The organism is Bifidobacterium pongonis (assembly GCF_019331805.1).
GTDB lineage: Bacteria > Actinomycetota > Actinomycetes > Actinomycetales > Bifidobacteriaceae > Bifidobacterium > Bifidobacterium pongonis.
In genome coordinates this window covers 18,592-37,378 of record NZ_JAHBBE010000025.1, presented here as the reverse complement: position 1 = coordinate 37,378, position 18,787 = coordinate 18,592, and the positions used below count along the sequence as shown (strand labels likewise).

Genomic DNA, 18,787 nt, shown 5'->3' with positions numbered 1-18,787 from the left:
GACGACGCACATCCGTCGAACTGATCGCCAAAGCCGGAATCTCCAACGTATCCACCTTGCCCTCCGGCAGCTTCACACCCTCAGGCGAGGAATACCCCGGACGCGTGACGGCCACGAAATGAGCCAGTCCCCAGCGAACAACGGTCGCACTCGGCACCTATCTGTACTCTTGGTGGCATGTCTTTCTTTGATATGTTCGGCATGTTCGACCCGGATTTCGATCCGCGTAATCCGAACCGTGGCCGCAAGAACCCTGACGACGACCCGATCGTCGTCAACATCGAAACGGATGGCGACGACGCCAATGCTGGCGCGTCCAACCCTCCCAAAACCAACCGCCCGGGCGCGGGCAGGCCCGGCGCTCCGCGCATCACGCGCAAACCGGCGCAGTCGACCGGCCGCGGAACGAAGATCCTCATCGGCGTGGCCCTCGCGCTCGCCATCATCGTGGGCCTGTTCTTCGGCCTTTCGCAGTTCGTCACCGACCTCATGTGGTACGGCCAGCTCGGCTTCCAGTCGGTCGTGTGGACGCAGCTCGGCGTGAAGGTCGGCCTGTGGGCCGCGTACGCGCTGGTGACCGCCATCGTGGGCTTCGTGGCCGCATGGCTCGCCATCCGCGCGCGCCCCTCACGGGTATCCGCCTCGTGGGTATCCTCGAAGGAGAAGGAACGAAGGGCAGGAGCACCCATGACCATCATCTCCACCGCACGCAGCCGCAGGAGGGAGCGCATACTGCGCGCCACCGCCGTCATCGCCGTCATCGCGATGATCGCCACGTTGGCGGGACTGGGCGTGCTGTGGATGAACATACGGAACACCAACGGTTCCGGAAACGCCCCCGCTTCAGGCGCAAGCCCCGCAACCTCCCTCCCCGGCGATCTGACCAAAACCACGGCCCCGACCCCAGACACGACGCCCGCCGCCCGGGCACGCCGCGCCGTCGCCGCGATGAGCATGGAGGAACGCGTCGGCCAACTCGTCATGGCCCCGCTCTCCGCAGGCACCGACCCCACAAGCCTCGAAGACGCGATCCGCAACAGGCACGTCGGCTCCGTCCTCATCATCGGCAACTGGAACAACGGCACCGCGGACGTACGCCAAGCCACCGACGCGCTGCAATCGTACGCCCCCGACAACAACAAGCTCCTCATGACCACCGACCAGGAAGGCGGCCAGGTACAACACCTCAAAGGAACCGGATTCTCCACCATGCCCAGCGCCACCCAACAAGGCCAGATGGGCACGGACCAACTCCGCCAATCCGCAGCCGAATGGGGCGCCCAACTCGCCCAAGCCGGCATCAACGTCGACCTCGCCCCCGTAACCGACACCGTCACCGTCGCCCGCGCATCGAACTCCCCCATCGGCGCACTGGACCGCGACTTCGGCCTCGACGCCGCAGGCAACGCCGCACACGCCAACGCCTTCATACAAGGCATGCGCGACGCCGGCGTGCAAACCTCCATCAAACACTACCCCGGCCTCGGCTCCGTAACCGGCAACACCGACTTCACCACCGACGGCATCCTCGACACCACCACCACGCTCGACGGCGACGTCATCAACGCCTTCGGCACTGTCATCTCCAACACGCAACCGGCCATGGTGATGATGGCGCTCGCCACTTACCAAGCCATCGACCCGAGCACCCCGGCCGCGTTCTCCCCGACGATCATCGACGGCTACCTGCGCGCCAAGCAGGGCTACCAGGGCGTGGTGACGTCCGACTCGCTCTCCGCGGCCGCATTGGGCGGCTTCCAGCCGAGCGAACTGGGCGTGCGACTGGTCGAAGCCGGTGGCGACCTCGCCTGCATCGGCGCACCCGACTACGTCACGCCGATCCTCGACGGTCTGAACGCCAAAGCCGCCTCCGACGAGGCGTTCGCGGCCAAGGTGACGCGCAGCGCCGAACGCGTCCTCACGCTCAAATACCAGATGGGGCTCGCCAACTGAACGCGCTGCCGGACGACCAATACGACACATACGACAGACGGCCGGCCGCCCATCACAGGCGACCGGCCGTCAACGATTCACAACCGGGGAACACTACCCGCAGCGCAACCGCTACCCGCGGTACAAGCCATGCTTGCTGATGTACTGCACCACACCATCCGGCACCAAATACCACACCGGCTCACCCGACCGCGCACGACGACGCACATCCGTCGAACTGATCGCCAAAGCCGGAATCTCCAACGTATCCACCTTGCCCTCCGGCAGCTTCACACCCTCAGGCGAGGAATACCCCGGACGCGTGACGGCCACGAAATGAGCCAGCTCCCACATGCGATCGGCATCCTTCCACTGCATGATCTCCGCCACAGCATCCGCGCCGGTAATGAAGAACAACTCCGCATCCGGATGCTGCGCACGCAAATCACGCAACGTATCGATCGTGTACGTGATTCCCGGACGATCGATATCCACACGCGACACCGTGAACTTCGGATTCGACGCCGTGGCGATCACCGTCATCAGATACCGGTCCTCGGCATTCGTCACATGCTTATCCAGCTTGAACACCGGCCGGCCCGTCGGCACGAACACCACCTCATCGAGGTCATACACCCACGCCACCTCCGACGCGGCTACCAAATGCCCGTTATGAATCGGATCGAACGTACCGCCCATGATCCCGATACGCGGATGCACATGCCAATTGCCACGAGCGGAACGCCACGCATTACCCGACGTGATCACGGAAGCCGCAGGCTTGCCGGCGACCGGACCATCCGACAAATCGGACATGCGACGCTCGTCAGGTGCCGCCGTCATGCACGCTCCCCCTGCTGCGCCTCACGATCCTGATCATCGCGCTCACGTTCGATCTCCTCGGCGGTCGGGCTGTCGTCCTTCGGATCGATCTTGCCCATATCCTCATCCCACTCGTCCTGCACCACACGGCGGATCTCCGCGAACGTGGGCAGCGGGAAGTCAGGCTGGTACAGGCGGCGCACCTCGGCCACATGCTCGGTGATGCGGATCAACGTGTCGGTCATGCCGTCCACGTCGCCATCGCGTTCGAACGCGGTGAACTTGGCGATGTAATCCTCCATGAGCTCCATGTGGCGGCGCACCGTCTCGAACTGTTCGTCGTCCACATCGACCACGCCTTCGCCGTCCTCCTCGGGCCAGCCGATAAGCACCGCGTCGGCGTATTCGAGCGAGGCGCGCTGCGGCGCGGTGGCGATGCCGTCCTCGATCTGCACCAGGAACACGTAGCGGACGATGCTCAGACGCTCCGAGGCGATCTGCATGACGCACCTGGGATTGTTGAAGTTCATGTCGGGGCGCAGTTCCTCGATCGGCGTGCTCATGCCGTCGTTCGGCAGTCCGGCCGCGACGCCGAACTTCACGCCCTCCCGCTCGCCGTTCCCGCCGGCATCGGCACCGTTCTTCGCATTCACGTCACTCATGCGCGCACCTGTCCTTGTCCGTATCCGATCCATTTCGTGGTGGTCATCTCGGTGAGTCCCATCGGGCCTCTCGCATGCATCTTCTGCGTGGAGATGCCGAGTTCGGCGCCGAAGCCGAACACGCCGCCGTCGGTGAACCGCGTGGAGGCGTTCACCATCACGACCGCGGAGTCGATGCGGCCGGTGAACTCCTCGATGGCCGCGTAATCCTCGGAGATGATCGATTCGGTATGGCCCGTGGAATGCCTGTTGATATGGTCGATCGCCTCGTCGAGCGAATCCACGACCTTGACGCCCATGGTCAGGGCAAGGTATTCGGTGTCCCAATCCTCGTCGGTGGCGTGCACGAGCAGCTGCGGATCATGTTCGGGCATACCGTCGATGATCGCGTAGGCGCGCTCGTCCGCGTGCAATTCCACGCCGGCATCCATCAGCGCCTTGGCCGCGACCGGCAGGAATTCGCCCGCGACGTCGGCGTGCACGATCAGCTTTTCGGCGGCGTTGCACACGCCGATACGCTGCGTCTTGGCGTTGATGATGATCGGGATGGCCTTGGCCGGGTCGCCCGCGCGATCCATGTAAATGTGCACGTTGCCCGCGCCGGTTTCGATGACCGGAACCTTCGAATTGGCGACGACCGCCTGAATCAGGCCGCGACCGCCGCGGGGCACGAGCAGGTCGACATGGCCGCGCGCCTGCATCATGGCCGTCGCGCCGTCGCGCCCGAAATCGTCGACGGACTGCACGAGCGCGCCGTCGAACCCGTGCGCGCGCAAGGCCTCGCCGATGACGCCGAGCGTGGCCGCGTTCGTGCGTTCGGCGGCATGACCGCCACGCAACATGGCCGCATTACCCGACTTCAGGCACAGGCTCGCCACGTCCACGGTGACGTTCGGACGCGCCTCGTAGATCATGCCGATGACGCCGATCGGCACGCGCGTCTGCGTCAGGCGCATGCCGTTGGGCAGCGCATAGCCGCGCACGATCTCGCCGACCGGATCGGGCAGGGACGCGACATGACGCACGCCACCGGCGGCGGCGTGCACGCGCTCCTCGTCGAACTTCAATCTGTCAAGCTTGCCTTCGTCCATGCCGCCGTCACGCGATTCGCGCATATCGGCCGCATTGGCTTCGGCGATGACGCCGGCATTGGCGTCGAGCGCGTCCGCGATGGCGAGCAGCAGCGCGTTCTTCGTATCGGTGGTGGCGCGGGCGAGAACGGACTGCGCCTTGGCCGCGTCGTCGGCACGCGCGCACACCCGCTCGAAAATCTCTTGGAATTCCATGCGCCCCAGCCTACCCCATACCGCCCGCAAAAGACGCGGGCGCTTCAAAACCACGGGGTGATGCACGGGGATGGAGCCGGGAGGCGTGCGGGACGGGCGGTGCGACTGGCGATGCAGCTGGCGGCGCAACGGATGGCGCAACGGATGGCGCAACGGATGGCGCAACGGGTAAGGATACCGGCGCGGAAGAGCCGGAAACGCACCCCGTGGAAATGGACACCGCCCGCCCACTGCCTACGGTTGCCGGTAAACTAACGCCTGTTGAACCTCAACGTCAAAGATTCTTAACCGTAAGGATTATTGTGACCACGTTCCATTCCACGCGAAGCACCACCGATTCACTCACTTCCAAGCAGGCCATCCGCCTCGGACTCGCCGACGACGGCGGTCTGTTCGTCTCCGATCAGCTTGGCGAAACCAAGGTCGCGATCGACGACCTCGCCGGCATGTCCTACCAGGCCATCGCCCAGCGCGTGCTCGGCGCACTGCTGCCCGACTTCACCGATGAGGAACTCGCGCAGTGCATCGCCGAAGCCTACGGCGACCAGTGGCTCGACGAGAAGATCACCCCGGTCAAGCCGCTCGGCGACGACTTCGTCATGGAACTCTTCAACGGCCCGACCTCCGCGTTCAAGGACGTCGCGCTCCAGATCCTCCCCCGCTTCATGGCGCGCACCACGCCCGCCGACGGCGATCCGAACGAGAAGATCATGATCGTCACCGCCACCTCCGGCGACACCGGCAAGGCCGCCCTCGCCGGCTTCGCGGACGCGGCCGGCACCGGCATCACCGTCTTCTACCCGGAAGGCAAGGTCAGCCAGGTGCAGGAACTGCAGATGACCACGCAGTCCGGTTCCAACGTGAACGTGTGCGCGGTCAAGGGCAACTTCGACGACGCCCAGTCCGCCGTGAAGCGCATCTTCGGCGACAAGGAACTCGCCGAACGCCTCGCGGGCGACGCGCATGTGGTGCTGTCCTCCGCGAACTCCATCAACGTGGGCCGCCTGGTGCCGCAGGTCGTCTACTACTTCTCCGCCTACGCGCAGCTGCTCGAACAGCAGGTCATCAACGTGGGCGACGAAGTCGAATTCGTCGTACCGACCGGCAACTTCGGCGATATCCTCGCCGGTTACTACGCCAAGCTGCTCGGCTTGCCCGTCAAGCACCTGGTCGTCGCCTCCGACAAGAACAACGTGCTGTTCGACTTCCTGACCACCGGCACCTACAACCGTCAGCGCCCGTTCTTCCAGACCATCAGCCCGTCGATGGACATCCTGGTCTCCTCGAACCTGGAACGCATGCTGTACTACCTGTCCGACAAGGACGCGCGACTCATCTCCATGCTCATGAACGATCTCAAGCAGTGGGGCGCGTACGAGGTCCCGAGCACCCTGCTCGCCAAGATCCGCCAGATCTTCGGCACCGGCTGGGCCGACGAGAACCAGGTGCGCGAGATGATCGCCGACTGCTGGAACAAGAACCATTACGTGATCGACCCGCACACCGCGTGCGGCTACTTCGTCATGCAGCAGATGCCGCGCGACCCGCTGACCCCGCGCGTGCTGCTCGCCACCGCAAGCCCGTACAAGTTCCCGCGCGTGGTGAACGAGTCCCTGGGCCTCGACGCCACCGGCACCGACTTCGAATGCATGGACGTGCTCGCCGAGGCGACCGGCACCACCGCCCCCGCCGCGCTGCGTGGGCTGGAGAACGCCGACGTGCGCTTCAACAACGTGGTGGAGGTTGACGGCATGTCTGGCTTCGTGGAGGGCGCGGCCAAGGCGCTGTGAACGGGTAGCGGGTTCGCTCTCGGGTAGCGGGTTCGCTCTCGGGTAGCGGGTTCGCTCTCGGGTAGCGGGTTCGCTCTCGGGTAGCGGGTTCGCTCTCGGGTAGCGGGTTCGCTCTCGGGTAGCGGGTTCGCTTACGCCGAATTTCGCTCTCGCTGAATTTCGCTTACGTCGAACGAAAGGGCATCCGCCCGGTGCGGTGACGGTTTGGACCGTCCGCAGCCGGGCGGATGCCCTTTTTGCGGTGGTTGTGGTGATTACGGCGGTTTCAGTGATTGCGGCGCTTGCTGAACGCCCGTCATGCACCTCATCGTGCACCCACTGCGCATCCCACTAGGCACTCACGGTGCCCCGACCGACCAACGCACCAACCACGGCCAGCATCGGTCTTTCGTAATATCCGCGATGCATTCCGCCGTTTTCGTCCGCTACTATACGGAACCCGGAGGCGAAAGGCATGAACGAATCGAAGAACGGCACGATCGGCAGGAACGGCGGAAATAGCGGAAACGGCGAAAACACGGGAACCAAGGGAACCACGGAAACCACGGGCAAGGCCCCGAAGGACCGGCTCATCACGCGCGACGTGGCGCTGGTCATGCTCGCGACCTTCTTCTTCATGTCCAGCAATATGACCGTCACGCCGATCGTGGCCGGGTACGGGGAATCCCTCGGCGCCACCGGCATACTGATGGGCGTCGTCGCCGGTGTGATGAGCTTCGTTTCGCTGTTCTGCCGCCCCATTGCGGGCAACCTGTCGGACCTGGTGAGCAAACGGCTGCTCGTGACGGCCGGCACGTTGCTGTATATCGCGGCCGGCATCATGTACTGTCTCGCCGGCTCCACCGGCATGCTCATCGCGGCGCGTGTAGTCAACGGCCTCGGTTTCGCCTGCGGTTCGGTGTGTCTGGCGACATGGGTGTCGCTGCTGCTGCCGATCCGGCATATGGGCGCGGGCATGGGACTGTACGGCATCGTGAACGCGCTGGCCATCGCGGTCGGACCGGCGCTCGGCATCCGCCTGCACCAACTGGTCGGCTACCACCTGACCTTCGTGGCGTCGCTGGTGATGAACGTGTGCACGCTGATCGTCGTGCTGCTGGTGCGCAACGGCGGCGACCCGGCGAGAAGGAACGCCGGAGCCGGCACTGAGGCTGGCGACGGAACCGACGGGACCGGCAGGACCAGCGGGACCGACGGAACCTGCGGAACCGACGGGACCGGCAGCGCCACGCCAATCGGCACGCATATGCGGCATCGGCTGCGCCTGCGGAATCTGGTCGAACCGCGCGCAATCCCGCTGACCGCCGTGTTCATGATGTTCGCCATCCCCTACTTCGCGAACCAGTCGTTCCTCGTCGACTACATTGGCGCGCGGCATCTTGCGGTGTCGTCCGACCTGTTCTTCGTCTGCTATGCGGTGGCGCTGCTCATTCTGCGACTCACGTTGAAGGACCTGTTCGACAGCAAGGGCTTCCGCTTTTGGCTGATCGTATGCTCCATCGCCATGCTGGGTTCGCTGGCCGCCCTGGGGTGCATGACGAACGACTGGTATCTGCTGATCGCGGGCATCGGCATGGCCGGCAGCTACGGACTGCTGAGCTCGGTGACGCAGGCGCAGGCCGTGGTGATCGCGGGGCGCGAGCGCAGCGGGCTGGCGAACAGCACCTACTACATGGGCATCGATCTGGGCATGGCATTGGGGCCGGTGCTGGCGGGCGCGGTCTATGGACATCTGCCGATCGCGTGGTTCTACCCGGTGTTCGCCGTGGTGGTGCCGGTCGCGTGGGTGATTTACCTGGGGTTCGCGCATGTGATTCATGGCGGGCGCAGGTGACCGTTGGTGGCTGGCGGGCGGGCGCGGTTCTGCGCATCGGACGGCTGCGGGCGCGGCTCCGGAACGGCGACTAGCATCGTTTCCCATGGCAAAGAAAAGCACGCCGAATCAGGCGATGATGGACAAGATCAGGCAGCGTAACGGGTTCGGCGGGGTCCCACAGCAGGTTCGCGGGCGGGTCGGGTCGGCGATGCCGTTCAAGGCGACCGGCCATAAGGGCGGCATCAGCAGGCAGGGTTCCAAGCGCGGCTGACCGTGGGCGGAGCGCGGCGAATGAGCCGGTATTCAATCAGGGCTCAGACAGGGGTCGAGCAGGGGTCGAGCGGAGAGTTCAGTCAGACAAGGAGCGCACTATGCTGATCCGACATGCCACCATGGCCGATTTGCCGGCCATCGCCGCGGTTGAAGCCACATGCTTCCCCGCCGCCGAGGCCGCGAGCGCCGACGCGTTGCGCGATCGGCTCGCGGTGTATCCGGACTGCTTCTGGCTGCTGGTCGATGACGAAGCCGACGCTACGGCACTGGCTGTAGCTGCGGCCGGTACCGCTCATGGCGCGGTTGACGGTGGCAAGCGTGCTAACGCATCCGCCGCCGTTCATGACGGGCGTTTGGTCGCGTTCATCAACGGATTCGCTACCGACTCCCCCGATCTGACCGATGACATGTACGATGACGCCAAGTTGCACAATCCGGGAGGCGCCTGGCAGATGATCTTCGGTGTGGATACCGCGCCCGCCTACCAGCATCATGGCTATGCGAGCATGCTGATGCGGCATGTGATCGACGATGCGCGTGTTTCCGGGTGCTCCGGGCTCGTGCTGACCTGCAAGGATCGGCTTATCGGCTTTTACGCTCGTTTCGGCTACGTGGACGAAGGCGTGTCCGAATCAACCCACGGCGACGTAGTCTGGCACCAAATGCGCCTGCGCTTCTAAGCCGCTCCGTTCCTCCCCTCTTCTTCGTACTCCCCGTCACCGGAATCAGACAAAATCAGCCCAATCCTGTCCGAAAATGGTAGAGGAGACATGCCACGCTCCTGCAGAACAGGCATACATACCCACAAAACCAGACCGGAACCCGAATCCTCCCCTACCGAAATCAGACAAAATCAGCCGGAATCTGTCCGAAAACGGTAGCAACACCACACCATACCCCACGGAACCAGACCGGAACCCGAATCCTCCCCTACCGAAATCAGACAGAATAAGCCGAAATCTGTCCGAAAACGGTAGAGGAGACATGCCACGCTCCTGCGGAACTGGCACGCGTCCCCGCGAAACCGGCACACTAGCTACCGAAATCGGACAGAATAAGCCGGATTTTGTCTGAAAACGGTAGAGGGGACACACGGATTCTGCGGGAGCGGCACGCATAGAACCGGCACACCAGCTACCGAAATCAGACAGAATAGGCCGGAATCTGTCTGAAAACGGGAGGAGCCACATAGCTCCTGCGGGAGCGGCCCGTATACCCGCGGAACCGGCACACCAGCTACCGAAATCAGACAGAATAGGCCGGATTTTGTCTGAAAACGGTAACAATGTCCAGACATCCGGGAACCAAGCCGAAACCCGAATCCCCCTCCCCTCTACCGAAATCGGACAGAATAGGCCGGATTTTGTCTGAAAACGGGAGGGGAAGATGCTCAGGTGTGGTGAGGGGTGGACGCACCGGGAGCGTGGTGCGCACCGGGAGCGTGGTGCGCGGCGGGAGCGGCGTGGATTTTGGCGGTGAGGCGTTCGACCCTGATCTTCCACACGGTCACGCTGGCCACCTGGCGGTCGGTGAATTCGATATCCTTCATGCCTGCTTGCTGCGCCATCAGCAGTTGCAGTCCGTGGCGCGCCTCGTCCAAATCGGTCACGATGCTCGCCGTGCCGTTGCCGACAACCGATTTGAACGCCTCGCTCCAATTGCAGGGTGTCCGGCCTTCGATGGCCTCGCAGTCCGTTTCCATGTCGACCGCCACCGCAAGCGCGTTGCCCGCGGCGCGGATGGCGTCGAGTTTGCGCCCGGCGGATGCGGAATGCAGATACAGGTTGAGCATGCCGTCGTTCTCGAATTCGTACCCGAAATTCATCGGCACGATGGTCAGCCCTTCGGCGTCGACGTATGCCACGCGCACGATGCGGCAGGCCGCGACGATGCCCGCGATGGCGCTGGCGTCCGTCACTTCCCTGTCGGCGCGGCGCATCCTGCGATGCTCGCCCGCCACGGTCCGTTCATGATTGCGCCTGGTCGGCGTGTCCCGCATATCCGTCATCTCGCGTCCCTTCGGTTCGGCTTGGCATGGAACGGGTGCCAAGCCGAACCAAACCGAATCAAAGCCGAATCAAGCCGAATACGGGCTCAGCGCTGCTCGTCCCACTGGGGTTTCCAGGAATACTGCATATCGTAGGCGCTCGCCCAGAACATGTATTCGTTCTGCACGCCGTTGCAGAAGATCTCCTCGAGCTTGCGCAGGCGCTCTTCGCTCAGGCCCTGCGTCATGCGTTCGATATGCTCGATCAGCCACACGGAGCTTTGCCAGAATTCCTCGGTCTTATACATGTCGACCCAGCTGCGGAACGGGTTGGTGCTGAGCGTGTCGGCGAATTCCTTGGCGAGTCTCTGCCCGTAGTCGGCGTACACCCATGCGCACGGCAGCACCGCCACGAGGATGTCGAGCAGGTCGCCGCCGTATGCGATCGCGAGGATGTTGGACGTGTAGGCGCGCGCGAACGCGGACTGGCGCACGTCGTTCATTTCCTCTTCGCTCACGCCAAATCCGGCCATGTACTTGCGGTGTACGGAGGATTCCACGTTGAAGATGGCGTTCTGCACGTCGACCATGAAGCGCATGACTTCGGGATCGTCGGTCTTGGTGAGCGCCAGCGCGTGCACTTTGGCGTAGTCGGCGAGGTAACGGTAGTCCTGCAGCAGGTAGAAGGCGAAGCGTTCCTGCTTGAGCGTGCCTTGGCCGAGTTCGCGCAGGAACGGCTGGTTGTAGCCGTCCTCCCAGACCGTGTCGGCGGCGGCGCGCAGCCTGCGGGCGAATGGCGGAAGATTGTCGAGCCGGATGCCTTTGGCGGGGTCGAATGCGGAGTCGGACGGATTGTTCGTGATGTCAGAAGCCATGTTTGCCATGGACTTGCCTCCCTACGCTGGTATTAACCATCAGGTTCTAAGGGTCAGGCGTGCGCCTTTCTCAACCCGTCCGTTGGTGCCGGCACGTCGCGCGTGTGCGGCGTGTGGCGGCGTGGACAGGTTCCCCTGCAATTACAGCGCCTCATTATGGCAACATGCGCCGACCGACGGGCGGCGGCAGCCGTATGGTGGACCGGAATGCCGTCTCTGCCGCCACTTCACGCCGCGCACCGCACGCCGAGCTCACCAGCCCGTCAGCCGCCCGTCAGGCCGCCAGCCGTCTACCGTCTACTACCAGAGTCGCGGCGCGTCGCGGAAGTCGAGCATCACGCCGTCCGACAGCGCGCAGATGGCGTCCCACTGCCCGTCCGAGGAGTCGTCGTGCATGGCCCATGCCCGCATACCTACGGATTTCGCGGATCGGATGCCCTCCAGGATGTCCTCGAACACCACGCATTCACGCGCCTCGACTCCAAGCCGGGACGCCGCGAGCAGATACACGTCCGGTTCGTCCTTACCGGTGCCGTGCACGTCGTCGACCGAAACGATCGTGTCGAAAAAGTCGAAGATGCCCACATGCTTCATGGCGGGTTCGCGCAGCGACGGCGTCAGCGATGTCGCGATCGCCATTTTCACGCCCGCATCGCGCAGGTACGTGAGGTATTCCACCGCGCCGGGCTTGGCTTCGACCATGGTCGCGTACGCCTCGTGCGCCATCTCGTCCCATTCGGCCATCACCGCTTCGGGCGTCTCGTCCAGGCCGAACCGGTCGATGGTGTATGCGGCGACCTGTTGGAACGGCATGGCGCTGATGGTGGGCACGTAGTCGTCGGGGACGTCGAATCCGCGTTTGGCCAGGAATTCCATGTCGATCTGGTCCCACACGCCCATGGAGTCGAGCAGGGTGCCGTCCAGGTCGAAGATGGCGGCCGCGGGCGGCGCGACCGCGACGGTTCCGTCGGTTCTTGCGCCATCATCGGCCGCGTCGGCGAAACCAGCGTCGATGAAACTGATGTCGGTGTCGTTCATGATGATCCCACTCCTTTGTTCTCGCTGCCGGCACCGCATCCGCACGGCACCGCCCATCCGACGGGACGACCGTGTACCGGCCACCACCGCGGGCCGCCACTACAACGTGGACTCGGCCAGCAGCTCCCGCGCATGATCGAGCGACGTCTCCGTCGCACTACCAGACAGCATACGAGCAATTTCGCCTGTACGCGCCTCACCGGTCACCTCGGTGACCGTGGTTTCGATCACGCCGGCGTCGGGATTCTCGGCTTTGGCGACCACGAACTGCCGATCCGCCCAGGATGCGACCTGTGCCAAATGGGTCACGACGATCACCTGCGCGTCCTCGGCGAGCCGGGCCAGACGTCGGCCCAATTCCACGGCGGCCTTGCCGCCCACACCAGCATCGACCTCATCGAAAATGAACGTCATGCCGCCGGCACCGCCACGCTGCTCAGCCGCGACAAGCTCCAATGCGAGCATCAGACGGCTCAGCTCGCCACCGGACGCGCTTTTGCCCATCGGCAGTTCCGGCGAACCGGGGAACGGCGTGAACAGGAACTCGATGTCGTCGCCGCCATGCGGGCCGAGCGGACCCGTGGGGCCATCACCCTCATGTTCCGCCACGCGGATGCGCAGCGACGCGCCGCTCATCGCCAGCGACTCCAATTCCTCGCTGACATGTGCTCCCAGGCGTTCCGCGGCCTGTTCGCGCGCATCGTGCAACGCCTCCGCAGCCGTGAGCGCCTCACGGTACAGGTGTTCGCGTTCGTCTTCGAGCTGTGCCACTTTTTCGGGTGAGGCGTCGAGATCCTCCACGTCGAACGCGGCTTTGTCGCGCCATGCGATCACGTCGGACAATTCCGGTCCCCACCGGCGCATGAGTTCGTTCAGCTCGTGGATGCGCCCGTTGATCCGGTCCAGATCCTCCACGTCGCCGTCGCCGCCTAGCTCCTGGGCGAGCGCGAACACCACGTCGGTCAGGTCGGCCGCGATGGATTCCAAGCGCGCGGCCTGCTCCTCGAACACGCCGCCGACGCGGATGCCGTGCAATGCCTGCACCGCGCGGTTCACCAGGTCGACCGCGGAGACGGCGTCCGAGTCCACGCTCACCTGTGAGGCGTCCAGTGAAGCCAGGGCCGACGAGACGCCTTGGGTGATCGCCGCGGCGTTCTCGATGCGGTCGCGTCGATCCTTGAGTTCCTTGTCTTCGCCCGGCTGCGGGTCCACTTGGTTGATGCGTTCTATGGATTCGCGCAGATAGTCGGCCTGCTGGCGTGCGGCGGCCTCCTGGGAGCGTAGTTTCGCCAGGCGCGCGTCCATTGCCGCGAGCGCTTCCCATGCGTGATGGTAGGCGTCGAGCTGTTCGTCGTCGCCGGCCGCCATGTCGAGGAATTCGCGTTGCCGCGCGGCGGATGCGATGCGCAGCTGGTCGGTTTGGCCGTGCACGGTGATGAGTTCGTCGGCCACTGATTCCAGTACCGAACGGGGTACGGTTTTGCCGCCGAGCACGGCTCGGGAACGGCCTGAGGCGGGTACGACGCGCGAAAGGAACAGTTCGCCGTCTTCAGGCGTGATGCCGGCGTCTTCGGCGTATGCCAAGGCCTTGCGGATCGCGATGGGCGCGTCGGCGTCAGAGCCGTCGGCACCGTTGGCGCCGTCACCCACAGAGAACACGCCCTGCGCCCAAGCTTCGCCCGCGCCGGAGGAGACGCGCGAGCCGGATGCCGTGCCGCCTGAGATCAGGCGGATGGCGGAGAGCAGCATGGATTTGCCTGCGCCGGTTTCGCCGGTGATGGCGGTCAGGCCCGCAGCCGGGGTGATCCGCGCGGAATGGATCGGTCCGAGATTGCGTACGGAAAGTTCTTCCAGCATCAGCGGCCGCTCCCCGAAGTCCCGTCGTGGGACGTGGTACGAGACGTGGTACGAGACGTGGTGTGTGACGTGTCTTGGCCGTTATCGGAAGCCGCATCGCGCCCCGCGCCGCGTGCCGCGTCATGGGCCGCCTTGCCGCGGTTCGCCTGTTCGCGCCATCCGACCACGGGAAGGTCGAACTTGCTGACCAGACGGTTGGTGAACGGCACGCCGGAAAGACGCGCCAGCCGCAGCGTGTCGCGCGACGCGCGGACCTCGATGCGGGTGCCCTTGGGCAGCGAGCGCTGCCTGCGCCCGTCGCAGCAAATCCATCCGTCGGATACGGAGCTTTCCAGAATGTCGAGCGTGAACGTGGATTCGGCGCCGATCACCAATGGTCTGGCGAACAGCGCGTGCGCGGCCAGCGGGGTCAATTGCAGGGCCTTCACGTTCGGCCAGATGATGGGGCCGCCCGCAGAGAAGGCGTAGGCGGTCGACCCGGTGGGCGTGGATACGATCACGCCGTCCGCGCCGAAGGAGCTCATTTCCACGTCGTCCACGCGGATGGACAGTTCCACCATCTTGCCGCGGGTTTCTCGTTCCAGGGTGATGTCGTTGAGCGCCCAGTCCTCGATCGGCTCGTTGGCGCCGGGCAGCCATACGTCCACGTGCGCGATCATGCGTTCGTCGATCGAATAGTCGTGGTCCGCGACCCGCCTGATCGCCTCGCTCATCTGGAAGCTTTCGAATTCGGCCAGGAAGCCGACATGCCCCAGGTTCACGCCGAGAATCGGCACTTCGGTGCAGTGCACGAGTTCGGCCGCGCGTAGGATCGTGCCGTCGCCGCCGAGCACGACGACGATTTCGGTGTTGTCGGAGACGCGCGGGGACGGTGCGCCGAATGCGGGCGGGTCGACGTTGTCGATGATCGTGACCTCGAATCCCGCCGCCCGCAGCTGTTCCACGGCCTCACTGACCACCGTGCCGCTTTGGCGCAACCTGCTATGCGTCACGACCACGGCGTTGCGTCTCGTCATACGATGCTCTCCATCCCCGTTTTCCGTACATGATCCGTGCGATTCGACGTATTCGGTCACACTATGCATTATCCTAATCGTTTGTTCGAACCGTCGCGTCTCATCCCGCCGTCGGGTGAACGGCTTGAGCCGACCACGGTCTAGAATGTCGTACGGCGGAAGATCATGTATTGCGCAACGTTAGGAGGGTTCTGTGGCACGTGACCTTGATGAACCCGTAGAGGCGAGCAGGCGTTTCAGGATCACGCTGAAAAGGCTTCGCAAGAAGGGCGTCAGAGGAAGCACGCCGGCCAAGCGTATTCGCCGCGTCAGCCTCACCGACCGTCTGTTCGGGCACCCCGGGCGGCTGTCGATCATGTATTTCGCGGTGCTTATCGTGATCGCGACCGCGCTGCTGCTGATGCCGTTCGCCACGCAGACCGGTGAGATCACCAGTTTCCCGGTCGCGTTCTTCACCGCGGTTTCGGCGCTGTCCACCTGCGGTATCCAAGTGGTCAATACGAGCTCCTACTGGTCGTTCTTCGGGCAGGTCGTCATCCTGTTCTCCATTCAGCTCGGCGGCCTGGGCGTCATGACGTTCGCTTCGATCGTCGCGCTCGGCATCAGCCGCCGTCTGAGGGTGTCGCAGCGCATGCTCACCGCCAACGAGCTCGGCACCAACAAGCTGTCCGAAGTCAAAAGCGTCATCACCGTGGTGTTGACCATCACGGCGATCACCGAGGCGCTCACCTTCACCCTGCTGCTGCCGGAGCTGCTGCGCGTCAATAAGAACGATGCCGGCCGCACGCTGTGGCAGGCGATCTTCTACGCCGTCTCCGCGTACAACAACACCGGTTTCACCCCCGACACCTCCGGCCTGCACGTGACCAACTGGGGTGTGGGCCTGCCGATTCTCGTAAGCGCGTTCATCGGCACGCTGGGCTTCCCCGTGGTGTTGAACGTGGTGCAGTGCGCGCGCCGTCGCCAAAGCCCCAAGCATTGGTCCCTGCACACCAAGCTCACGCTGATCACCACGGCGATCCTGGTGGGCACGTCGCTGGTGTGGTTCCTCATCGTCGAATGGAACAACACCGACCTGTTCCCCGTGGACGACCTGTCGATGAAGTTCCGCAGGGCCATGGTCGCGGCGGTGATGCCGCGTTCGGCCGGTTTCGACATTTCCTGGGTGCCGGGCGTGGGGAGCGAAAGCAAGTTCTTCATGAGCATCATCATGTTCATCGGCGCGGGTTCCTCGTCCACGGGCGGCGGCATCCGCGTGACCACGTTCGCGGTGATCATCCTGATCTGCGGCGCCGCGTTCACCGGCCATCGTGATGTGACCGTGTTCCGCAGGCGTATTCCGCGCAGGATTCAGATGACCGCCATTTCGGTCACGACGTCCTGCCTGTCGTTGGTCGCGATCGTGTCGATGGCGCTCATGTTCGTCACCGACTGCTCGCTCGGCGACGCCCTGTTCGAAACCTGCTCGGCGTTCAGCCTCGGCGGTTATTCGGTGGGCGTGGTCAGCGCCGGCAATCCGGCGTCGCAGTTCATTCTCGCCGCCACGATGATCATCGGCAGGCTCGGCCCCATGACCATCGCGTATTCCATCAGCCGTCCGATGGCGCCCGAACCGATCCGTTACCCGCAGGAGAACGTCATCGTCGGCTGATTTCCGCGCCGTGAGCGGCGTACACTGGGCATGCATTTCATTTTCCAAGGAGCACATATGGCACGTAAGAAGGGCACCAAAAGCGTACTGGTCGTGGGACTGGGACGATTCGGCAGTTCCGTGGCCTCGACGTTGAACGAGATGGAGCAGGATGTGCTCGCCGTCGATAAGGATCCGGAGATCGTGGCGCGTTGGTCGTCGCAGATTCCGGTGGTGCAGGCGGATATGACGGATGTGATGGCGATCGAACGCATCGACGCCTCGCAGTTCGATACCGCCGTGGTGGCGATCGGCGACAGTATCGAGGCCTCGGTGATCGCCGCGGGCAATCTGTTGGATGCGGGCATCACCGACCTGTGGGCGAAGTCGGTGTCCATCCAGCATGCGCGTATTCTGCGCCGTATCGGCGCGCGTCATGTGATCAACGCGGAAAGCGACGCCGGTAAGCGCATCGGGCATCTGGTGTCCGGCAACTATCTGGATTACATCGAGATCGAGGGTATGCACACGGTGGTGAAGGTGCATACGCCGCAGCGTCTCGCCGGGCAGACGATCGCGGAGGCGGAGATCCACGACAAGTACGGCATCGTGGTGGTCGGCGTGAAGTCGCCGGGCCGTGAATTCCAGTATGGCGAGAACGATACGGTGATGCGCCGCAACGACGAGCTGATCATCGCCGGCAGGCAGAGCCAGATCGACAAGTTCCTGGCCGACTGACGGCTCCCCTCCCCCGGCTCCTCGGGGCGCCGGATCGGCGGTGGCGAAAGGCCGGTCGGGCATGGTGTGTTCCATGCCCGACCGGCCTTTCGCGTGTTTTCGTGTCGGTGCGCGATGTATCGACGTGCGGCAGCCCGTCACTCGCCGGTGCGCGCGTACAGCAGCCATTCGGCGTTGCCGTGCGTGCCTTCGATGGGCGATGGCGCCGTGGCGACGACGTCAAGCCCTTCCCGTTTGGCGCAGGCCACGACATCGTCCAAGGCTTTGCGGCGCAGTTCCTCGCTTACGACGATGCCGTTCCTGCCGAGCCCTTCGCGCCCGACCTCGAACTGCGGTTTGACCAGCAGCACCACCTGTGCGCCGGGCGCGGCGATGCGCGCGATGACCGGAATCACGTAGGTCAGGGAGATGAACGACACGTCGGAGACGATCATCTGCGGGCGGTAGGGCAGGTCGTCCGTGTACACGTCGCGGATGTTCACGCCGCTCATTTCGATGATGCGCGGATCGTTGGCGATGCGCGGGTCCAATTGGCCGTGGCCGACGTCCAGGGCGATGACCTGCCTCGCTCCCCTGCGCAGCAGCACGTCGCAGAACCCGCCGGTGGATGCGCCGATGTCGAGGCATTCCAAGCCTTCCGGGCCGGTGAGCCCTTGGCTGCGGAACGCGTCGAACGCGCCGATCAGCTTGTACGCGCCGCGCGACACGTAGTCCTCGCCCTTGTCCACGCGGATGCGCGCATGGCCCAGCGAACCGACGGCATACGCCGGTTTGGTCACCGTTTCGCCGTTCACCGTCACCTTGCCGGCTTTGATGAGCTTCTGCGCCTTGGTGCGCGTGCCCACCACGCCCGACTCCACCAGCAGCAGGTCCAGCCGGTCGGGCATCTCGACGATGCCGGGCATGTCGGTCATGCCGTTCGCAGTGCCGTCCGCCGTGGCGTCGAAGTCGAAGTCGATGCCGTCGCCGTCGTTGTATTCGCTCATATCTTCCTTATCCGCGGATCGTTCCGGCCGCGTGCGCCATTCCGCGCCGTCTGCGCGTTGGCCGCCCGCATGTTCGGGC

Annotated in this window: 16 protein-coding genes, 1 pseudogene and 1 riboswitch; of the genes and pseudogenes, 7 read left to right on the top strand and 10 right to left on the bottom strand. The window is 64.3% G+C overall.

All coding sequences use genetic code 11. The features are described from left to right. Window positions 1-133, bottom strand: a pseudogene (locus tag KIH75_RS10375) (nicotinate-nucleotide adenylyltransferase); the annotation flags it as partial. A 44-nt stretch (window positions 134-177) separates the two neighbouring features. Between KIH75_RS10375 and KIH75_RS07115 the strand changes: the two are divergent. After that, window positions 178-1,953, top strand: a complete 1,776-nt coding sequence (locus KIH75_RS07115; protein ID WP_219056062.1) for a glycoside hydrolase family 3 N-terminal domain-containing protein — start codon at window positions 178-180, stop codon at window positions 1,951-1,953. A gap of 111 nt (window positions 1,954-2,064) precedes the next feature. Here KIH75_RS07115 and nadD read toward each other — a convergent pair whose 3' ends face one another. The 3 genes from nadD to KIH75_RS07100 form a co-directional block, all read right to left on the bottom strand. Continuing rightward, window positions 2,065-2,775, bottom strand: coding sequence for a nicotinate-nucleotide adenylyltransferase (gene nadD, locus KIH75_RS07110; protein WP_219056061.1), 711 nt, complete (start codon window positions 2,773-2,775; stop codon window positions 2,065-2,067). Further along, window positions 2,772-3,317 (bottom strand): phosphoribosylglycinamide synthetase, encoded by a 546-nt coding sequence (locus tag KIH75_RS07105; RefSeq protein WP_219056065.1) that lies wholly within the window; start codon window positions 3,315-3,317, stop codon window positions 2,772-2,774. The genes nadD and KIH75_RS07105 overlap by 4 nt, the downstream gene beginning before the upstream one ends. Window positions 3,318-3,412: 95 nt before the next feature. Beyond that, window positions 3,413-4,702: a glutamate-5-semialdehyde dehydrogenase gene (locus tag KIH75_RS07100; RefSeq protein WP_219056060.1), complete on the bottom strand. Its 1,290-nt coding sequence runs from the start codon at window positions 4,700-4,702 to the stop codon at window positions 3,413-3,415. A 299-nt stretch (window positions 4,703-5,001) separates the two neighbouring features. Between KIH75_RS07100 and thrC the strand changes: the two genes are divergently transcribed. The 4 genes from thrC (at window position 5,002) to KIH75_RS07080 (ending at window position 9,261) form a co-directional block, all read left to right on the top strand. Beyond that, window positions 5,002-6,492, top strand: a complete 1,491-nt coding sequence (gene thrC / locus KIH75_RS07095; protein WP_219056064.1) for a threonine synthase — start codon at window positions 5,002-5,004, stop codon at window positions 6,490-6,492. A gap of 595 nt (window positions 6,493-7,087) precedes the next feature. Then, window positions 7,088-8,326, top strand: a complete 1,239-nt coding sequence (locus tag KIH75_RS07090) for an MFS transporter (protein ID WP_420829188.1) — start codon at window positions 7,088-7,090, stop codon at window positions 8,324-8,326. Window positions 8,327-8,411: 85 nt separating this feature from the next. Further along, on the top strand, window positions 8,412-8,579 hold the full coding sequence (locus KIH75_RS07085) for a hypothetical protein (protein WP_219056066.1): 168 nt from the start codon (window positions 8,412-8,414) through the stop codon (window positions 8,577-8,579). A gap of 100 nt (window positions 8,580-8,679) precedes the next feature. Beyond that, window positions 8,680-9,261, top strand: a complete 582-nt coding sequence (locus KIH75_RS07080) for a GNAT family N-acetyltransferase (protein WP_219056058.1) — start codon at window positions 8,680-8,682, stop codon at window positions 9,259-9,261. A 710-nt stretch (window positions 9,262-9,971) separates the two neighbouring features. Here KIH75_RS07080 and KIH75_RS07075 read toward each other — a convergent pair. From KIH75_RS07075 to KIH75_RS07055, 5 genes are all read right to left on the bottom strand, one after another. After that, window positions 9,972-10,589 (bottom strand): pyridoxamine 5'-phosphate oxidase family protein, encoded by a 618-nt coding sequence (locus tag KIH75_RS07075; protein WP_219056057.1) that lies wholly within the window; start codon window positions 10,587-10,589, stop codon window positions 9,972-9,974. 86 nt (window positions 10,590-10,675) lie between these two features. Beyond that, window positions 10,676-11,443 carry a thiaminase II gene (tenA, locus tag KIH75_RS07070; protein ID WP_420829187.1) on the bottom strand — a complete coding sequence of 256 codons (768 nt, stop codon included), beginning with the start codon at window positions 11,441-11,443 and terminating at the stop codon, window positions 10,676-10,678. Then, a riboswitch (TPP riboswitch) is annotated at window positions 11,444-11,590 on the bottom strand. A 153-nt stretch (window positions 11,591-11,743) separates the two neighbouring features. Beyond that, window positions 11,744-12,481 carry an HAD family hydrolase gene (locus KIH75_RS07065; protein WP_219056055.1) on the bottom strand — a complete coding sequence of 246 codons (738 nt, stop codon included), beginning with the start codon at window positions 12,479-12,481 and terminating at the stop codon, window positions 11,744-11,746. Between the two features lie 99 nt (window positions 12,482-12,580). Then, the gene (recN, locus tag KIH75_RS07060) at window positions 12,581-14,338 is read right to left on the bottom strand and encodes a DNA repair protein RecN (protein WP_219056054.1); all 1,758 of its coding nucleotides are present in this window, start codon (window positions 14,336-14,338) and stop codon (window positions 12,581-12,583) included. Next, a complete protein-coding gene (locus tag KIH75_RS07055) occupies window positions 14,338-15,354 on the bottom strand; it encodes an NAD kinase (RefSeq protein WP_236028104.1) in 1,017 nt (338 codons plus the stop codon). The genes recN and KIH75_RS07055 overlap by 1 nt, the downstream gene beginning before the upstream one ends. Before the next feature lie 355 nt (window positions 15,355-15,709). On the opposite strand from KIH75_RS07055, the gene KIH75_RS07050 reads away from it, so the two are divergent. After that, entirely contained in the window at window positions 15,710-17,005 is a 1,296-nt protein-coding gene (locus KIH75_RS07050; RefSeq protein WP_236028107.1) for a TrkH family potassium uptake protein, read from the top strand. Window positions 17,006-17,062: 57 nt separating this feature from the next. Beyond that, window positions 17,063-17,722, top strand: coding sequence for a potassium channel family protein (locus KIH75_RS07045; protein ID WP_033521814.1), 660 nt, complete (start codon window positions 17,063-17,065; stop codon window positions 17,720-17,722). Window positions 17,723-17,859: 137 nt separating this feature from the next. On the opposite strand, the gene KIH75_RS07040 is transcribed toward KIH75_RS07045, so the two are convergent. Then, the gene (locus tag KIH75_RS07040) at window positions 17,860-18,636 is read right to left on the bottom strand and encodes a TlyA family RNA methyltransferase (RefSeq protein ID WP_219056063.1); all 777 of its coding nucleotides are present in this window, start codon (window positions 18,634-18,636) and stop codon (window positions 17,860-17,862) included. Window positions 18,637-18,787 lie beyond the last annotated feature (151 nt).